Annotated in this window: 19 protein-coding genes and 1 pseudogene; 5 read left to right on the top strand and 15 right to left on the bottom strand. The window is 40.3% G+C overall.

All coding sequences use genetic code 11. From position 1 onward, the window contains the following. Positions 1-297: 297 nt before the first annotated feature. Positions 298-903: a TetR/AcrR family transcriptional regulator gene (locus NFS43_RS05700; RefSeq protein ID WP_251550375.1), complete on the bottom strand. Its 606-nt coding sequence runs from the start codon at positions 901-903 to the stop codon at positions 298-300. A gap of 114 nt (positions 904-1017) precedes the next feature. Between NFS43_RS05700 and NFS43_RS05705 the strand changes: the two genes are divergently transcribed. Together NFS43_RS05705 and NFS43_RS05710 are read left to right on the top strand one after the other, a co-directional pair. Next, positions 1018-1587: a cysteine hydrolase family protein gene (locus tag NFS43_RS05705; protein ID WP_251550377.1), complete on the top strand. Its 570-nt coding sequence runs from the start codon at positions 1018-1020 to the stop codon at positions 1585-1587. Between the two features lie 136 nt (positions 1588-1723). Next, complete coding sequence (locus tag NFS43_RS05710; protein WP_251550379.1) at positions 1724-3115, top strand: MFS transporter; 1392 nt, start codon at positions 1724-1726, stop codon at positions 3113-3115. A 112-nt stretch (positions 3116-3227) separates the two neighbouring features. Here NFS43_RS05710 and NFS43_RS05715 read toward each other — a convergent pair whose 3' ends face one another. Both NFS43_RS05715 and NFS43_RS05720 read right to left on the bottom strand, forming a co-directional pair. Beyond that, complete coding sequence (locus NFS43_RS05715; protein ID WP_251550381.1) at positions 3228-4892, bottom strand: hypothetical protein; 1665 nt, start codon at positions 4890-4892, stop codon at positions 3228-3230. A gap of 58 nt (positions 4893-4950) precedes the next feature. Next, complete coding sequence (locus NFS43_RS05720) at positions 4951-5769, bottom strand: class I SAM-dependent methyltransferase (protein ID WP_251550383.1); 819 nt, start codon at positions 5767-5769, stop codon at positions 4951-4953. A 196-nt stretch (positions 5770-5965) separates the two neighbouring features. On the opposite strand from NFS43_RS05720, the gene NFS43_RS05725 reads away from it, so the two are divergent. After that, entirely contained in the window at positions 5966-6673 is a 708-nt protein-coding gene (locus NFS43_RS05725) for a DNA alkylation repair protein (protein WP_251550385.1), read from the top strand. Between the two features lie 53 nt (positions 6674-6726). Here NFS43_RS05725 and NFS43_RS05730 read toward each other — a convergent pair whose 3' ends face one another. The 9 genes and pseudogenes from NFS43_RS05730 to NFS43_RS05770 all read right to left on the bottom strand — a co-directional run bounded on the left by NFS43_RS05730 (position 6727) and on the right by NFS43_RS05770 (position 14693). After that, complete coding sequence (locus tag NFS43_RS05730) at positions 6727-7806, bottom strand: FUSC family protein (protein ID WP_251550386.1); 1080 nt, start codon at positions 7804-7806, stop codon at positions 6727-6729. An 88-nt stretch (positions 7807-7894) separates the two neighbouring features. Then, positions 7895-8353, bottom strand: coding sequence for a MarR family winged helix-turn-helix transcriptional regulator (locus tag NFS43_RS05735; protein ID WP_251550388.1), 459 nt, complete (start codon positions 8351-8353; stop codon positions 7895-7897). Between the two features lie 88 nt (positions 8354-8441). Then, positions 8442-9015 (bottom strand): annotated as a pseudogene (locus NFS43_RS24505) (beta-propeller fold lactonase family protein); the annotation flags it as partial. 96 nt (positions 9016-9111) lie between these two features. Continuing rightward, the gene (locus NFS43_RS05750; RefSeq protein WP_251550393.1) at positions 9112-9699 is read right to left on the bottom strand and encodes an HAD-IA family hydrolase; all 588 of its coding nucleotides are present in this window, start codon (positions 9697-9699) and stop codon (positions 9112-9114) included. 287 nt (positions 9700-9986) lie between these two features. After that, the gene (locus NFS43_RS05755) at positions 9987-11459 is read right to left on the bottom strand and encodes an Msr family ABC-F type ribosomal protection protein (protein WP_251550395.1); all 1473 of its coding nucleotides are present in this window, start codon (positions 11457-11459) and stop codon (positions 9987-9989) included. A 6-nt stretch (positions 11460-11465) separates the two neighbouring features. Then, positions 11466-12374, bottom strand: coding sequence for a putative RNA methyltransferase (locus NFS43_RS05760; RefSeq protein WP_251550397.1), 909 nt, complete (start codon positions 12372-12374; stop codon positions 11466-11468). A gap of 281 nt (positions 12375-12655) precedes the next feature. Beyond that, complete coding sequence (locus NFS43_RS24580; protein WP_108745583.1) at positions 12656-12700, bottom strand: erythromycin resistance leader peptide; 45 nt, start codon at positions 12698-12700, stop codon at positions 12656-12658. Between the two features lie 301 nt (positions 12701-13001). Further along, positions 13002-13604, bottom strand: a complete 603-nt coding sequence (locus NFS43_RS05765; RefSeq protein WP_251550399.1) for a MerR family transcriptional regulator — start codon at positions 13602-13604, stop codon at positions 13002-13004. 246 nt (positions 13605-13850) lie between these two features. After that, the gene (locus NFS43_RS05770) at positions 13851-14693 is read right to left on the bottom strand and encodes an aldo/keto reductase (RefSeq protein ID WP_251550401.1); all 843 of its coding nucleotides are present in this window, start codon (positions 14691-14693) and stop codon (positions 13851-13853) included. Between the two features lie 148 nt (positions 14694-14841). On the opposite strand from NFS43_RS05770, the gene NFS43_RS05775 reads away from it, so the two are divergent. Further along, positions 14842-15090: a hypothetical protein gene (locus NFS43_RS05775; protein WP_251550403.1), complete on the top strand. Its 249-nt coding sequence runs from the start codon at positions 14842-14844 to the stop codon at positions 15088-15090. Positions 15091-15132: 42 nt separating this feature from the next. Here NFS43_RS05775 and NFS43_RS05780 read toward each other — a convergent pair whose 3' ends face one another. Together NFS43_RS05780 and NFS43_RS05785 are read right to left on the bottom strand one after the other, a co-directional pair. Beyond that, positions 15133-15426, bottom strand: coding sequence for a hypothetical protein (locus NFS43_RS05780; protein ID WP_251550405.1), 294 nt, complete (start codon positions 15424-15426; stop codon positions 15133-15135). Positions 15427-15429: 3 nt separating this feature from the next. Beyond that, the gene (locus tag NFS43_RS05785; protein ID WP_251550407.1) at positions 15430-15630 is read right to left on the bottom strand and encodes a hypothetical protein; all 201 of its coding nucleotides are present in this window, start codon (positions 15628-15630) and stop codon (positions 15430-15432) included. A gap of 215 nt (positions 15631-15845) precedes the next feature. Here NFS43_RS05785 and NFS43_RS05790 point away from each other — a divergent pair, with 215 nt between their 5' ends. Then, a complete protein-coding gene (locus tag NFS43_RS05790) occupies positions 15846-16340 on the top strand; it encodes a hypothetical protein (protein WP_251550409.1) in 495 nt (164 codons plus the stop codon). A 31-nt stretch (positions 16341-16371) separates the two neighbouring features. On the opposite strand, the gene NFS43_RS05795 is transcribed toward NFS43_RS05790, so the two are convergent. Next, positions 16372-16758: a hypothetical protein gene (locus tag NFS43_RS05795; RefSeq protein WP_251550411.1), complete on the bottom strand. Its 387-nt coding sequence runs from the start codon at positions 16756-16758 to the stop codon at positions 16372-16374. Positions 16759-16954: the final 196 nt, after the last annotated feature.

A 16954-nucleotide genomic window follows, 5' to 3' on the forward strand; every position in this document is an offset into this window, starting at 1 on the left:
ACGCACCGCTCTATTCACATTCCATTTTTATACAACAAAAAAGAGGGAGACTTGGCATTACCCCCTCTTTTAACATAACCGTTCAATATAGGTTTTCTTAAAATAGACAGACCAATCCCGTTGCTCTGAAAAAAGACAGAGCCTTCAATCGTATTTAATTAACGAAAGAAAATAGGAAATCTTAATTTCATTGATGCTGTCACAAGGAAAACCTCCATTTCTTCATGATCAATTTTATCATACCAAAAGAGCCCTATTCATACAATGTCTTTTCATTTCTATGGCTCTTCTGTTCAATTAATACCCAATAAATGTAGCCCACAGCTGTTCTAAAATCCCTTCAGGTGAATAGCCCCGCACTTCCCTTTGAAATAAATAAGCATCGCTCCTCAGAGCTGCCAGTACCATGTCTGCTCTAAATACACTATTCGGTAGAGCTTCTTTTGCTGAATCCATCTCTTCAAATAGATTAACGAGGATTTGGTGCAATTCATCATATAACGGACTTTTGGTTTTCGACTTTGACCGGTTGGCAGACTCGAAATCCTCCACACCTTTCAGCAATTGTGCCTTGCTCTCCCGAAAGGCAATAAATAAGCGAAGAACCTCTCTTAATCGTTCGCTTGGAGGCTCGGTACGGTTTTCCTCCAAATACGCTTCAATCGCCTCAAAGAAAAAAACGACATTATCTTTAATGAGATCTAAACATAATTCGCCTTTGTTTCTGTACCTGCGATAAAGTGTTCCTGGACCGATCTGGGCCACTGTCGCAATTTGATTCATGCTTACCTGTTCAACACCAAATTGTTCAAATAACCTAGAAGCTGTTTCTAATATTCGCTGGCGATTTTCAGCAGCATCCCGCCGTTCGACCCGATTATAACCTATATAGCCATCCTTCATATTTTCACTCCCCACATCTATAACTAACAAATTGACAAACGGAGATATCTCCGTTTAAAATAAATAATAGAGTTCTCCACTTATAATAACTAAATGAAAAGAGGTTATCAACGTATGCAAAATCATACTGAAAAAGCTGCATTATTGGTGATGGATATCCAAAACGGAATTGTATCACGTTACGCAGAAAACAAGGAGATACTGCATAACATTCAAGAGGCGGTGGCAAGTGCGCGAAAACACAATATACCAGTTATTTTTGTACGCGTTGGATTTAGCAAAGGCTATCCAGAAGTCAGCCCACGAAATAAGGGATTTTCAGCCATTGCTGCTCATGGAGGCATGACGACTGCAGACGTGGCCACACAAATACACGAATCGGTTAAGCCGCAAGAAAACGAACCAATTGTCACCAAATACCGTATCAGTGCTTTTGCCGGCAGTACGCTCGAAATGATTCTCCGCTCCCGTCAAATTGATACGCTGATCCTTACCGGGATTGCAACAAGCGGCGTTGTTCTTTCAACTGTACGAGAAGCAGCGGATAAAGATTTTTCATTAACAGTATTAAGTGATGCCTGTCACGATAGTGATCCTGAAGTTCACCGCGTCCTTATGGAGAAGGTATTCCCTCGGCAAGCCACTGTTCTAACTGTAGGTTCTTGGGTTTCATCATTGGCTTGACCCATCAGGGGCTGTTTTGCTAAGCGAAACAGCCCCTGTCCATTTGCCTTTACTTTTATTTCACGTTAGATGCGCTTATTTTTCTAGCCCCGGCCATCTTTACACCCAAATGGACAGCAGAAGGAAGGAATAGATTTTGTCCAAATCCAGAAATCAAAATCATTTTAATCAAAAACTGATTACACCGATGATCTTAGGATCGATTCTCAATCCGATTAACTCTTCGATTATTTCAGTGGCCTTAATTCCAATTGGGCAGGCGTTCGGTGCACCGCCCTCCCAAACTGCTTGGCTGATATCTGCTTTATATTTGGCAACCGCAATCGGCCAGCCAGTCGTCGGAAAACTAATTGATCTTTACGGTCCAAGACGCCTTTTCTTAATTGCTACGTCATTGGTTGGCATCTCCAGTTTAATTGCAACTTTCGCCCCCAATTTCTGGTGGTTAGTGGCCGCACGAGTCATTCTTGGTTTTGGGACATGTGCTGGATACCCCTCTGCCATGTATCTGATCCGCAGTGAGGCAGCAAGAACCGGGAAAGACAGTCCGACAAGCATTCTGACGATCCTGGCCATTTCCAGTCAAACGATCGCCGTGATTGGACCAACTTTAGGCGGTTTACTGATTGAAGTCGGGGGCTGGCAAAGTACCTTCATTATCAACATCCCATTATCACTTGCCTGCATTATTTTGGGTTACTTGCGCTTCCCCAAATTTGCAGCAGCCTCCGATGGGAATAAGGGGAACAAGGCAGCGATTGATTTAACCGGCATCCTCTTCTTTGGGATCACCTTGATTGCTGCCCTGCTTTTCTTAATGGCTCCTAGCATGCACAAGGGATATTTGTTAATTCTGTCGATCATCGCTGGAGGTATTTTTTCCGTGGTTGAGTTAAAAATAAAGAATCCGTTTATTGATCTTTGCGTATTAAGCGGAAATAGGCCATTGTTGCTGACATATACCCGCAATTTACTTTCTGCTGTTGTTTCTTATAGCATCCTGTATGGGTTTACTCAATGGCTGGAAAACGGCAGGGAGTTATCCCCATCGAAAGCAGGGTTGTTATTGCTGCCGATGTTTCTAATGGCCATCCTTGTATCTAGATTGACTGGAAAAAGTCCTGCCATCCGTTTAAAGTTAATCGTCGGCAGCTTCGTTCAATTTATTTCGATTGCACTGCTGCTGTTCACTAATCCTTCGAGTAATCTGGTTTTCCTCGCAGCTATTGTTCTGCTGTTAGGGATACCTCAAGGCCTGCTAAATTTAGCCAACCAAAATGCGCTTTATTTTCAGGCACTTCCAGAACAGATCGGTGCTTCGGCCGGCTTGCTGAGAACGTTTATGTACATGGGGGCAATGGTTGCTTCTGCCGCAAATGGACTATTGTTAAAATCGGATGCGATGACCATTGGGATTCACCAAGTCGCTCTATTCTGCGGGGGAATCAGCTTGCTCCTTATTATGATCACTCTATTAGATCATTCCTTACTCAAGGTCGGCCATAAAGGTCAATTGAATCATACTTAGGTCAAACCACAGGGACGGTTCTACAGGCTTTTAGTAACAATAAACCACACATAAAAAGCCATTTGAACCGTCCCAATCAAGGTCCTTTTAACTAGCCGACTCACTGCGTTTCTTATTTCATTTTCCCTAATTCATCTATAAAGGCTGGTCTTTTTCTATATAAGTCTTTCAGTTGATTGATTAATTCTTCTTGCTTTGTCTTGCCTGCTATCTTTGTATATCTCTTTATTTTTTGGCATATTATTCGGTACTCTCGTCGATTGGATGAATCCCTCGCTATAGACTCTATATACTTTTTATAAAGTTCAATCACTTCTTCCTTAAATGGTTTGACTAGCTTCTCCGCATATTCTTCAATATAGCTGGGATTGTCTTTGACAAACTCCAACATTTCTTCAAGATCATTTTCTGTCTCAATTACCTTTAAGAAAATTCGACGGGCATCCCAGCCCTTCCCAGATTTCAGTTCTTGTTTTAAGCATAAATAGAAATCGCATTGATATTCTGAAGCTAATTCTTTTAAATCTTGATAATATTCAAATTCACCATCAAACAAAAGTTCCTTGGCTAATTTCTGTTGTTCTTCTTTTAATGCAAGACACTTATATGCAATATAACGAAATTTTTTCCACTTGGCGATCAATCCTCGATATGGCTCGTCCTGCATTTCTCCTTCCAAAGCTAATTCTATGACTTTATGGTAGTTTTTCTTCTGCATGCACTGATTGATTAGTTCCTCTCTAAAAGAGGAAAACTGAAGATGACCGTGGATGAATTGTTCTGCTTCCTCTTGTGTACCATATTGCTCAATCAGTTGAAACAAGAGTTGCAGAATCCGTTCATTCTTGTAATTTGTGTATCGATCGCTGGATTCTTCATCAAGCATGGACTCCATTATCCTTCTAAGCTGCTCTCTATGGATTGCATCATCTGCAAATTCAAGGCAAATTTCTAGTAAATCCATTCGAAAATCCTCCCAACCGTCAAAAATAGGATGATCGCTGAAAGATAATAGTTTCTCAAATACCTCTGTTCTTTGATGAGCTTTCACACTTTGGATAGCCGCGATTTCCGTTATTAATTCTAGTGTTTCCATGACAAGGGACCCTATATCACCGCCAGAATCATCCGCATATTGAAACGCATTGATTGCCTCCCCAAGCAATAGAAGGGCAATATCTACTGCCAACAAAGGATTCTGCGTTGTCCTTGCCTTTTCTGCCACACTTTCCATTTCGGATGTAAAAGCTCCTATATCTCGATAGTTAATGAAGCCATTTCGCCCTTTATATTTTCTTACAATCGCATTTATCAATTGCTGACAGGATTCGAGCTCTTGGCCACTGTTTGAGTATTTAACGATGAGACTGTTTTCTAACGCTTCATCATCATTGACAATATCTATAATAATTTCGAGCAATTCATCCTTCGAAAGAGCACTTAAAACCTCTGGGAGCGATGCTCGCCTGGAAGGCTTGCCATTTACTTTGCCATTGGAGGTCATTTGGTTCAATATTTCCACAAGCTGAAAATAGGCTGCCGCCTCGTGTTTACATACAGGACCAAAATCATATGGGCAATTACACTCGGAATATAAAATGTCTCCGTTTTCTCCTACCTCAACTGTCACTTCGTAATCATCGCTGCCTTCAATATAGAAAACATACTTATCATCACCAAGGCCATAAGATTCAACTACTCTTCCACCCATATAATAGTTGAACCCTCTGTCTAATATGGTTTTGTTTATATGGGTTTCAAAATTATGAATGTTCATTCCTGTCCCTCACCATTCACCTTTACCAATATCACCAAACAAAAGGTTATTAGTCCGATTATTTTCTAATCCCGATACGCATTCGATAACTAAACAGAATATCCTTGGTTTCTCCAGAAAAAACTTCTTCAACATGACTTCTGAACTCTTCAAATGCCCCTTCCAGTTCTTTCACACCTAATTTTAATGCCGTTTGGAGACCGCCCTGGCTTAAGGCAATATTGGCATAACGGACAGCGTCACATGTTTCCCAGTTATGAAACACAATTTCTTTGGCAAATGAAAATAATCCTGATTGTTCAATTTGATACAGATGCTTCTCTTTATCCCATTTATGGGCTTTACTTTCATGTGGAAGAAGCTGGGCAAGTTTATGGTCGACAAGTGCGTACAATCTATTATAATGTTCTTCCAAACGCCAGTCACAGGCAGGCGGCCAATCACAATCATAAGCGGCAAATACCCCATTCGGACGAAGAACCCGGGCAAATTCCTTTAAAGTGGACTCTGGTTCCATCCAATGAAAGGATTGGGAGCACGTTATAATATCTGCCGTTTCATCCGGCATTCCCAACTGGTGGGAGTATGCCTTCACAAACTTAAGACTTAACGGTTTTTGGAGTGCTTCCCAATGGGATACGGCCACATTGCGCATATCATCATTCGGCTCCACTCCGATAATTTCATCCGCTTCATTGAGCCAAAGAAACGTAGAAAGTCCCGTACCACAGCCAACATCCATCACTAGCTTAGGTCTCCCTTTCAAGTATGCCGTTATGATTTTCACCACCTCATTTGGTGCACTTGGGCGATTCTGATCGTATAATGAGCCAAAACCAGTAAAGCGTTCGATATTATTGCGATTTGCTTCAGCCATTGTCTCCACTCCTTTATCTATCCATTGTTACAAATGATTGTATCACAGTAGGAAAAAAGAGGAGAAAACGATACATTCTTTCTTGTTCCAAAAATTTAATTAATTCTATAGCCTTTTTCCAAATTGCTTGTTAAAGAATCGAGCCGAAACGGTTACAATGAAGAGGATATATGTTAATGAAGGGAAGTGTAAGAAGATGGATTTCGAAACAGTTATGCAGGAACTAGAGGCACTTGGAAGCGAACGAAATAGAAAAATTTACATAAGCAATGGTGCACACGAGCCGCTATTTGGCGTAGCTACAGGCAAAATGAAACCAATCGCCAAAAAAATCAAGATCAATCAGCCTTTGGCCGAGCAGCTTTACGCCACCGGCAATTATGATGCCATGTATTTTGCCGGCGTCATTGCGGACCCCAAAGCAATGACGGAAGAGGATTTTGAGCGTTGGATTGATCGTGCTTATTTTTACATGCTGTCCGATTTTGTGGTCGCCGTCACTTTAGCAGAAACCGATATTGCGCAAACTGTTGCAGATAAATGGATTGCAAGCGGGGAAGAACTTAAAATGTCAGCTGGCTGGAGCTGTTATTGCTGGCTTTTAGGGAATCGGCCAGACAGTGAATTTAGTGAAAGCAAGCTGGCCAGCATGCTTGATCAGGTGAAAAATACGATTCACCAAGCTCCAAATCGGGCAAAATCCTCGATGAATAATTTTATCTACACCGCCGCAATTTCTTATGTGCCGTTACATGATAAGGCTGTTGAAGCGGCTGAGGCTGTTGGTCCAGTTGAAATCAAGAAGGGGAATAAAAAGAGCAGCACCTCGCTTGTTTCCGAAAGGATTCAAAAGGATCTGGATCGGGGAATACTTGGTTTTAAGCGCAGATATGTTAGATGTTAATAATAGATCAATAAGGAGTATTATCCTTTTCAAGGACGAATACTCCTTCCTTTTTAAGTCGCCTTAGCTTTCCGCCGCCAAATGATGTAACCTAACAAAAATGAAATGATACAGCCAATAATCGTGTCTAGTAAACGAACAAATAAAATGCCGCCTGTCATATTGCTATGCAGACTAGAACTAATAACCATTAACGGCGTCATAAGCATGGAATAAAGGAGATAGTTTCTTTTCTTCAAAATAGGACGAAAGGCAGCCAGTGATCCAACAATTAAGGCAATAGCTGCATGCGGCAGCGGGATGATAAGTAAAATACTTCCCACCATAACCCCCATAACTGTACCTATACCTCTTTGAAAGATCCTTTGCAACGCAGATGAATAATGTGGGTGAGTGATTAATGCCACTGTGAACGGTATCCAATGGGAAAGCTCTTGGCCCAGAAATAGTCCAATCGCTTCAGCCGTTATCATGCATAGCCCCATTCGAATCGGAAACTCCCACCCCTTAAAGTGCCTCAATGTCCGAACCCAATGATGATAAATTTTTTTAAACGGGATTGCTTTTGCAGAAGCAGGGAACTGCCCGATTCCTCGTTTAAAGCAAAAATTAAAGATCAGCAAGAGAAGCGTACTCCACACTGCTCCGATTCCAAAAACAAGAGCAAATTTCAATGAGAGACCAATCTCCCAATTTGAACCTAATCCTGTGCCAATAATGAAAAATACCAAGAATTGAATGGCTAATCGGGCGATTTTCTTATCTAAACCTGTTATGAGTGCCACGAGAAAGGAAATACATACAATCACTAAAGCCGTAATCCAATTCTGTCCACCTAGCAAACTTCCCAAAAATATCGACGATGCTCCTGCTAATATGGTCATAAGATAATCCGCTGCCAGCTTCTTCAGTGTTGGACTGGATGAACCTTGAGTGACAAACATAGCACCGAGCGAAGCAAGCAAACTTGCATGTAATTGATTAAACAGGATACCAAAGAAAATGGGACCAGCCATTCCGATAAAACTTATAATGAGAATCCCCCAATTGACTTGTTCAGTCGTATCCCATCTAAATAATAAGGCATTTATCGAGTTTAAACCCTTGTAAAGTAATTGGGTACGTTCCTGCATTCTATTAAAATAAAAGAATTTGATAGCTCTCACCTCGCACGCTTCCATTAAATTAATTAGAGTTCTAACTAATTGCATAAAAAATTTTCTATTCCTTTTCTAATTTATCTACCATTTTCACGAGCAGTTTCTTCAATAATTGAATCTCCTCAGATGTGTAGGCGGAGCCAATCTTTTCATCTATCAGTCTTGCCAAGTGTTTCGTTTGATGGGCGAGTTCCTTCCCGTTTTCCGTTAAATACAGTCTTTTATATCTGCCGTCATCTGGATGATCCTCTCTATAGACAAGCTCTCTTTTCACTAATCCATTGATTAGACTTGTGACGCTCGAACGTTCAATTAATAGAATCGTTTGGACTTCAGATGCCAATAAGCCTGGATGCTTATATATGATACCTAGGGCACTCCATTGTGCAGGCGTAATTCCATAGGAATTTAATTGGTCCTGCATCTCTTTACGAATGGCTCTATTTGCTACCTTAACTAATCGGCTAATGCGGCTATCTAACTGTCCCTCTTCGATGGATGAATGAATGACTTTTTCCAAAATTAATCCACTTCCCTCAAACTAATTAGAATTCTAACTATATAAATCTTACTTATCTAAATAAACTATGTCAATGAGCGTATCATTCATGGTTAGATGTCAACTCCGATACAACGATTTTACTGCCATCCGGAGTGAAGAGAACCTGTACTGGCTGAGCATTGAAAGTGATCAGAGAATGGGTGGATCCATGAATAGGAGTAAGGTTCCCGCTATTATCTATATGAAAACCAGGATATTGGAAGCAAAATTATTTGCGGGATGACCCACATTGGAAACATAGAGAAGATGGCCAAATACATCTACACTGTTGGGCTGAGCACCTCCTGATGGCTTTACATCTGCCAGAACAGGTGTCCCGCTGTCAGTAATAATGAAACTGCTGATACTATGGCTTCCTGCGTTCACAGCAATCAGAAAACGTCCATCTCGAGACAAGGTTAAAGCGCCTTGTGACGTTAAGGGGTCGACACCATCGTTAGTTGTCGCGTCGAGACTTCCTTTGGTCCAGTGCCCCTGCCATAAGTAGGGTATGCACCCGCATAGGTGAGCATCCCTTTCCCGTCCCTGCTATAGGCTATGATTTGGTTCATGACATCATTATTGGTCATTATGTACACCATACTAGGTCGCTGGCGAGAAAAATTGTTCATTAGCTGCATGTTGTAACCTCCTCCCTTCATAATCTTATATGGTCCTTTTACCTTTTAGATTCCACAAAAAAACAAAGGACGGTTTTGGTCCTTTGTCACAGTTTGTTAGTCTATGCTCGTATTGCTTGCTAATGGAAGATCCATATTAAAAAATTCAGTGTAGTCCTTTAAATTATAATCAGCAGCATCAGAATGATTTTGAAATATGCACGTTGATATTCCTAATTTTTTTGCGGGTAATAAATCCCATTCTCTGTCACCAATCACTAGGTCGATTTTATGCTTCGTGTGCAAATGAATGTATGCTAATGGATCCGGTTTCCGGGGGAACCCATCGTCAATTGTAACCATATCCACAAAGTATTTTTCCCAACCATAATATTTTAAGATGCCTAAGACTCCTTCCCGATGCTTGTGTGTGACAATCACATTTTTTGTTGCAAATTTTAATATTTCCTCTACTCCATTGAATGGTTTCATATCTACTGGTGCTAATTTTTTCTTTAATCTTTTGATCTCTTCTTCCTGTTCACCTGAAATGTTATAAAATTGAATGGCATGCGAGTATGATATTTTTAACTTTTCATAGATTTGGTGTTTATCCACTGTTTCTCCCAAAACTTGAGAAAGTATGCCCGTATAAGCAGGATATGTATCAAATAGTGTTCCATCAAAGTCCCATAAAATGTTCAATTATACCATCCTCTTTATCATTATATTAAACATATTTTACCACCAATTCTTTCCCTTCAATAAATAGGTATATCAAAAAAACAAGAGGAGTTTAATTCATTTGCGAATTAAACCCCAATTATTATGAGTTCTCCTATTTTGCATCCTTAAAGCTTCCAAAGCAAACATTTCAAAATCATTTTGTATCTCCATCAGGTTCTATGATAATGTATGCCTGTCACCACTCTCATACTGTCGAAGGTCAGTGACAGGCTCATCCTATTTACATTAGCTTTATAAGATTATATTCATAAATTAGATTTTGCTAGTTTTAGCTGTTGATCTTCAATGATATAGATCATTTCCGCCACACGATCGATAAACATTCGATCATGTGACACTAGGATAACCGTGCCTTCATACCGCTTTATAAAATGCTCTAACGCCTCAATACAAAAAACATCCAAGAAATTGGTCGGTTCATCTAAAACCAGCGCATTGTATCTGCCCAAAAATAATTGGCACAAAACGAGACGAATCGCTTCTCCACCACTTAGATCCCGTACATTCTTCCTTAAATCATTGCCAGTAAAATTCATGGAGTGAAGAGCTGCACGAGTTTTACTCTCATCATATTGGCTTCGCCCCTTCATATATGAGAGCACCGGTTCATCCTTCTTAAATTGATAGTCCATTTGACCATACGATCCAATAACTGCTTTGGGAGAAATGGTTATCCCTTCTCCTTGTCGTAAAATATGGCGAAGCAAGGTCGTTTTCCCCGTGCCATTGTTTCCTGTGATTGCTATGGTCCGGCCTACTGGGAATTGGAAGCTTGCTTCTTTAAGAAGTGTTTTGTCACCTGCCTTTAGCGTTAAACGATCGGCCATAATAGGGAACTTATTGTGCAGTTCCAGTGCCTTAGATAGAGGGAAATATAGTGACAGTTCCTCTATCGGTGCCTCCACTGCATCCAGTTGTTCCACTCGTTTTTCAAGCGCCTTAGCCGCTCGCTGCATAGCCTTTTGGCCGGTATCCTTTGATTTGGTCATGAACATCTTATTCGCCTTGGCTTTAGTTTCTTTTTTGGAAATATGGCCATTTTCCTTCGTCATTTTTTCCGCTTTCTTCATCTTCTCCTCTGCCGCTTTGAGCAGCCGGCTTTTTTCTTTCAGGTACTTCTCATGCTGTACCTGCTGCTGTTTTCGCATCAGTTCTTTTTGAAATACATAGTCTGAATAATTCCCCGTATATTCCGTTACGCAGCCGTCTTCGACTTCCCAAATTTTCGTCACAAGCTTGTCGAGAACATACCGGTCATGGCTGACAAGCACCAAGGCGCCATAATAGTATTCCAATTCTTTGATAAAAAATTGGGCCCCCGATGCATCTAGATGGGTTGTTGGTTCATCAATCAATAGACCTTCATGATAGCATGAAAATATCTGCGCTAATTTCAGCCGTGTTTGCTCGCCTCCGCTCAAATTGGCAATCTCGGTCGATGGAATCGACAGTTTACCAATTAACTCATAATCGACTTCTCTTTCAACCGGTGCTGTCAGCTGGTCAAAATAGGCAAAATCTACAAAGCGGATTACTTGCCCTTTATTCGGGGTGATATGGCCGGCCAACAATTTTAATAAGGTGCTCTTGCCTGCTCCATTTTTCCCCACAATGCCAATCCGATCAAACTGATGAATGGCCAGCCTGGGGATATTTAATACCAATTTATCTAAAAATGAGAGTTCAATATTTTCTAATTCAAGACATACTTTTTCCATGGCTGATTACCTCCACTTCCCAAGTGTGTTTGGATCTATTTCATTCTTCTTTGTTCCGAATAATATTTCTAAGTCCACAGTAATCTCAGCAGAATCCTGATTCATAAACTCATCCAGGCGTGCTTTATCTCCGTTCCAGGCAAGCGGGGTCATTTGTCCCAGATGGTTCAGCTCCGCTTTAGCAAGTTTTCTTGAGTAACGTAAAGGGATGGAATCCAGCAGCTGGAAATGCTTTTTGAAAAGCGTCACCGTTTTATCATTTCTGTAAATAACCTTGTTCTCATTTTGATGGAAAAGACTTTCTCGCAGTTCTTTTAAATAATCAGGTCCCGGAACTACTTTAATGACGAGACCATCTGGAGTTAATATCCGCTTAAATTCCTTGTAATTGGAGGGGGACAAGATATTTAGAATGACATCAAATGATTGGCTTTCTAAAGGTGATCTTGCCAAATCACCTACTATCCAAATTGGGTCCTCATACCTTTTTGCTGCCAAAACAATGCCTTCTTTTGACAGATCAAGCCCAACTCCGGTCATTCCAGAGCATTGGCATTCATCGATAATCCTTTGTAGATGGGAACCCTCGCCACAGCCCAGATCTGCCACCATTAAGGGATTAGAGACATCCAGATGCCTGAGGATCATTTTTGCAATGGTTTCGTGCATCCCATCGTATAAGCCGCTTTCCATAATGATGCTGTGTCTTGCCTCAAACAATCCCTTACCATAGTTGCTTTTGATAGAATGAGCGGACATGTTGATATATCCCTGTTTGGCAAAGTCAAATGTGTGGCGGTTCATACATAATAAGCTTTTCAAATCCACAACCTGCATCGTGCTGCCGCAGATTGGACATTTTAATGCTGGCACTACTTCCCTGACATATTCCGCGCTTTTTATTTTTTTCGTCATGCTTATCTTCCTTTCGCCATAAAAAAATCACAGGCGATCTGCCTGTGATTTGCGAGTAAAGGGAAGAAGACCCATCTTTATTAGATCAGGGCGATTAGAAGCCGTCACCAAATAAACCTTCTATTGATAAGGAAAGAAGGAAATTTGAACATAAATAAAGAAAGGCAGAATCATCCGCCTTTCTTCACTTACGTTTTTTATAATGAAATGAAGATTATTAAAAAAGGACAGACTTATCCCGTTTACTCTGCAGCCACAAGCAGAGCCTTTGAACTATTTAATTACTTGTTCAAAGTTGGGAATCGAAGTCTCATAGCGTGTGTCATTTTTTAATAATCCTCCTTAAGGTCATAATACGATTAATATTCTACTATTGATTTTAAAAAATGTCAAAACCATACACTCTTCACTTCAGTTATGTATCCATAAATAGATCGGCTTTGATTGCCGTTCTTTATGCCTGTATTTTTTACCAGATTGGCATTAAGCAGATGGTACCTTGATGAATCTCGTTACCATCTGCTTTTATTTAATTGAGATTTAAGCTGCTATTTAGCTGAACTTATATCCCTGTTTCATACTTGCGCCGCAGGATCAACTTTGAAGCAAAGTATATGAAAACCAGCATCATATCATCATCCTCCTCCACCATCTATTTGCCAGCTCTTGGCCTGCGGGACCTTCCGGGTCTTCCTTTTGCTGGTACAAGTCGATCAGTTCAGCTGTGATGTCGCGAAAGTTTTTGTTGAACTCAATGGCAGCCTCTTCACTTTCAAATTGATTGGAGAAATACTCCATCTGTCGTTGGCTCATGTGCCGAATCAGAAAGGAATAAGGATTCCCTCTCTGGGTAGCCTTCAAAATAGCGAGCAGTTTTTCGATACTCACATCAGTCCCCAGCTTAAGCTCAGATAAAACATCCTCCAATTGATGAACAGACCCTTGGAGTTGGGAGATCTGCTCCATCAGCACTTGTTGCTGTTGTTTAAAAATCTGCTCCAATTCATAAGTCGAGTCAGCAGGAAGGATTTGATCGCGAATTTCCTCTAAGGTAAAGCCCATTGATTTAAAAAACAATATTTGCTGTAACCGGATAATATCCTGTCTGCTGTACATCCGCCTTCCCCCCTCACTGTATCCACTGGGGGTCAAAAGACCTTTTTTATCGTAGTATTGTAATGTACGCACGGTTACACCGCCTTTTCGGGCAAGTTCACCTACAGTAAGCAATTGTTCTTGGTCATTTTTTCATGCTGCTGCCTCCTCTGGATTCATTTTATTACGTTACGTTGCGTCACAAGCAAGCATTTTATAGATATTATTAAATGTTTTGTTTAACCTCTAGCTTTATTACTACCAAAACAACAAAAAGCCTATTTCCAGTATGGAAATAGACCTCTCATTTCATCCTAAATTTGGATCATAGCCTTCTTATTTTTAAGCGCCCTCGAATAAACTATCCCTAAGGACACAGTTTTAAAATTCCTCGTATACAGCAGGGTCTTGATTGGCAATCCTTCCATCAGTTCGTGTTAATTGCGAAATCATCCCCATTTCCGTTTCATTCAGTGAAAAATCAAAAATCGAGATGTTTTCAAGCTGTCTGGCCGGCGATGCAGACTTTGGAATGGAAATGGCCCCTAGTTGGTAATGCCAGCGCAAAACAATTTGAGGAATTGACTTGCTATGACGTTCTGCAATGGTTTGCAGTGTATCAATTTGTAAATCTTTAAATCCACGGGTAAACGGGCTCCAAGATTCTGTTGCGATACTTTTTTCCTCATGGTATTTTCTTTGTTCTTCCTGATTAAAAAATGGATGCAATTCAATTTGATTGATACTTGGAATTACGCCTGTTTCCTGTTCCAGCCGCTCTATATGCTCTGGCAAGAAATTGCATACCCCAATCGAACGGATCAATCCCCATTTTTTCGCATCAATCAATGCTTGCCAAGCCTCGACATATTTATCCTGAATCGGGTTTGGCCAATGAATGAGGTATAAATCATAATAATCTAAGTTTGCGCGATATATGGATTCTTGAATCGCCGTAACGGCTTTATCATACTCCTGATAGCGTCCTGGCAATTTAGAGGTGATTCGCAATTCTGATCTGGGCACAGAACTGCGGCGAACAGCTTCTCCCACTGTTCCTTCATTTTCATAATTGTATGCGGAATCAAGGAGCCGGTACCCCATATCGATTGCACTCTGTATGGCAGCGACCCCTTCATTTCCCTTAAGCTTATAAGTTCCAAGACCAATCACCGGCAAAGTAAGACCATCATTTAGCGTCATTTCTGGAATAGAATTGCGCAATTTCCGTCACCTCAATCATTAGAATAATTTAAAAATATCATAGCGATTGAAAAAAATCATGGCTTTTGTCTTTCATTTGGACTTTTCACAAGCAGTCATCAATTACATAAGATAAGTTACAGGACAGGAAAGAATGGGAGGAAATAATGTGCCCTCGGTTATAACTTTAGGAGCTTTGAACGTCAATTCTCTTCAGCCGAGCTCTGTCGTTCAGGTAGGTGAGTTGGTGATTAATGGGATGGATGCAAACAGAAAATACAACTTGAACCTTGGGGGTATGTATGGTTTTGCCAATGCCGTTACGGGCAATTTAAATAATATTTCAGATAGTTTTGAAGCAGTCGATGGCGTGATCTTTGATCAGGATATTAAACCAAATCTTGCAGGGAATATATAAGGTTAAATAAATGACTTCCCTGCTTAGATAAAAAACAAACCCTTATTGATCCAACGAGGGTTTGTTCGTTTTTGCCCTTTTATGGTATCCCTTTTCAGCCTCTGGCTTTTGTTCACTTTTGGCTGTTGATTCCTCTCCCTGTTTGGACAATGACGCAGTCATTTGAGAAAAATTGTTCTTATCGCCATGAATGTTTCCTAACCCTTGATTATGTTGTTTACTGCTCTGAAAGTCTTCCAAAAAATTGTTGCCAATACTAAAGCAGGAAGCACTTTCAATCGTCCCAATTTTGATCGAGCCGATATGAAAGGTTGGAGATAGAATAGTGGCAGCCATGAATTACTCATCCTCCCGTTTTCCATTGCCGATAATCCAATAACTCTCCAAAATCATATTCCTATTCCCATCCAATTTTCCAACTACTTCGTTGGTAATTTTTTTAGATTGGAAAGTTTTAAGAGTATTTTTTTCACCCAGAAATATTCCAGCCGAGGGGCCGATCCTAGTGATGTTAATGTTCCCTAATGCCAATTTGATCATAGAAATCCCTTCCCCTTTTGAGCCCTTTGTCAAATGAAAACAGCAGCTAGTTTTTAGGAATAAGTTCCCCGCTCCTAACCATTGCTTTCTCTTATGTAGGATATTCCAGCTAATGGGCGAATGACACAATGTTTTTTTGCGGCAGTCTCACGCTTTTTTCCCCATAAACATACGCTACCATTAGCAAATTTAAAAACAAATGTGGTGAACCATAGATGTTAAAATCCTCACATTTTCACTTTAATGGAGATATAAAGGTGCAAACCATGCAGAGACAGTCAGGGATATTTATTGGGGAACGCAACACAGCGATTGGCTGGAATGCCCATGGGAAGGAAAATCAAGTGGTTGGCAGCATAAGCGGAGAATCCAATCTGCTCTTGGGAAATTTTTTCCTATTAAATGATCCTGACATCGTAGATACTCCAATCGATGACCGTGACTTTAACCTGCATCTTGAACACCCAAATGACGATCATACAACCCATTTCACGCTTGACAATATCAATGTCAATGCCATGGTGAATAGTAATTCTATTAACGTTGGAAAAGGACATATAAATGGAATGGATGCGAACGAAAAAGTCAATTACTCGCTAGGGAATTTATACGGAGACAAAAACCACATCCAAGATAATGCAAATATCGTTCATGATCAGGATATGGTAGACGGAGTGATGAATGACCAGGACATCAAACTAAATATGTAAAAGAAAATGAACAATCAACTATGTACGGGGGCTAATGAATATCCTCCTTACGGATACGATAACCCTTTGAGGTTTTTTCCATTTTCTTTTCAAGGGAAGAGGTTTCTGACAGAACTTGTTTTTTTGCCATTTCCTTGTCAACCTTTTCGTGAAGTGTTTTGGCCAAGTCCTCTGTGCTGCTAATATGATTGCCAATAATTAATTTCCCGCTCAATTGGTCAATTTCAATACTGTCTAACCGGAAAATCATGTTTTCGATTTGATCCAACTCGACATGATCAAAATGAAAAGTATTTCCTGCCCCTTCATTTTGTTTCTGTTCCAATAACTCAATAATCCTATCTAACTTTGTTACAATAAGGGAGTTTACTCGGTTTGAATCTGTTCGTTTTCTTTTAAAAGAAAAATATTTAAACATAAACTCCCCCCTTAAGCAGACCGTATAGGAGCGGTCCAACATGTACAAGTTCCGATTGCCATCAGTATTGATTATTCCTATACCTATTCCAATTTTATGCTTAAAAAATGGAACTTAGTATTTTAATGACACTTCCACGGGCTATGCTCCAACGTTGATACCCGCTTCAACAAGCTGCATGGATAACTTTTTTTCA

It is taken from the genome of Neobacillus muris, from assembly GCF_943193175.1.
Taxonomy (GTDB): Bacteria; Bacillota; Bacilli; order Bacillales; family Cytobacillaceae; genus Neobacillus; species Neobacillus muris.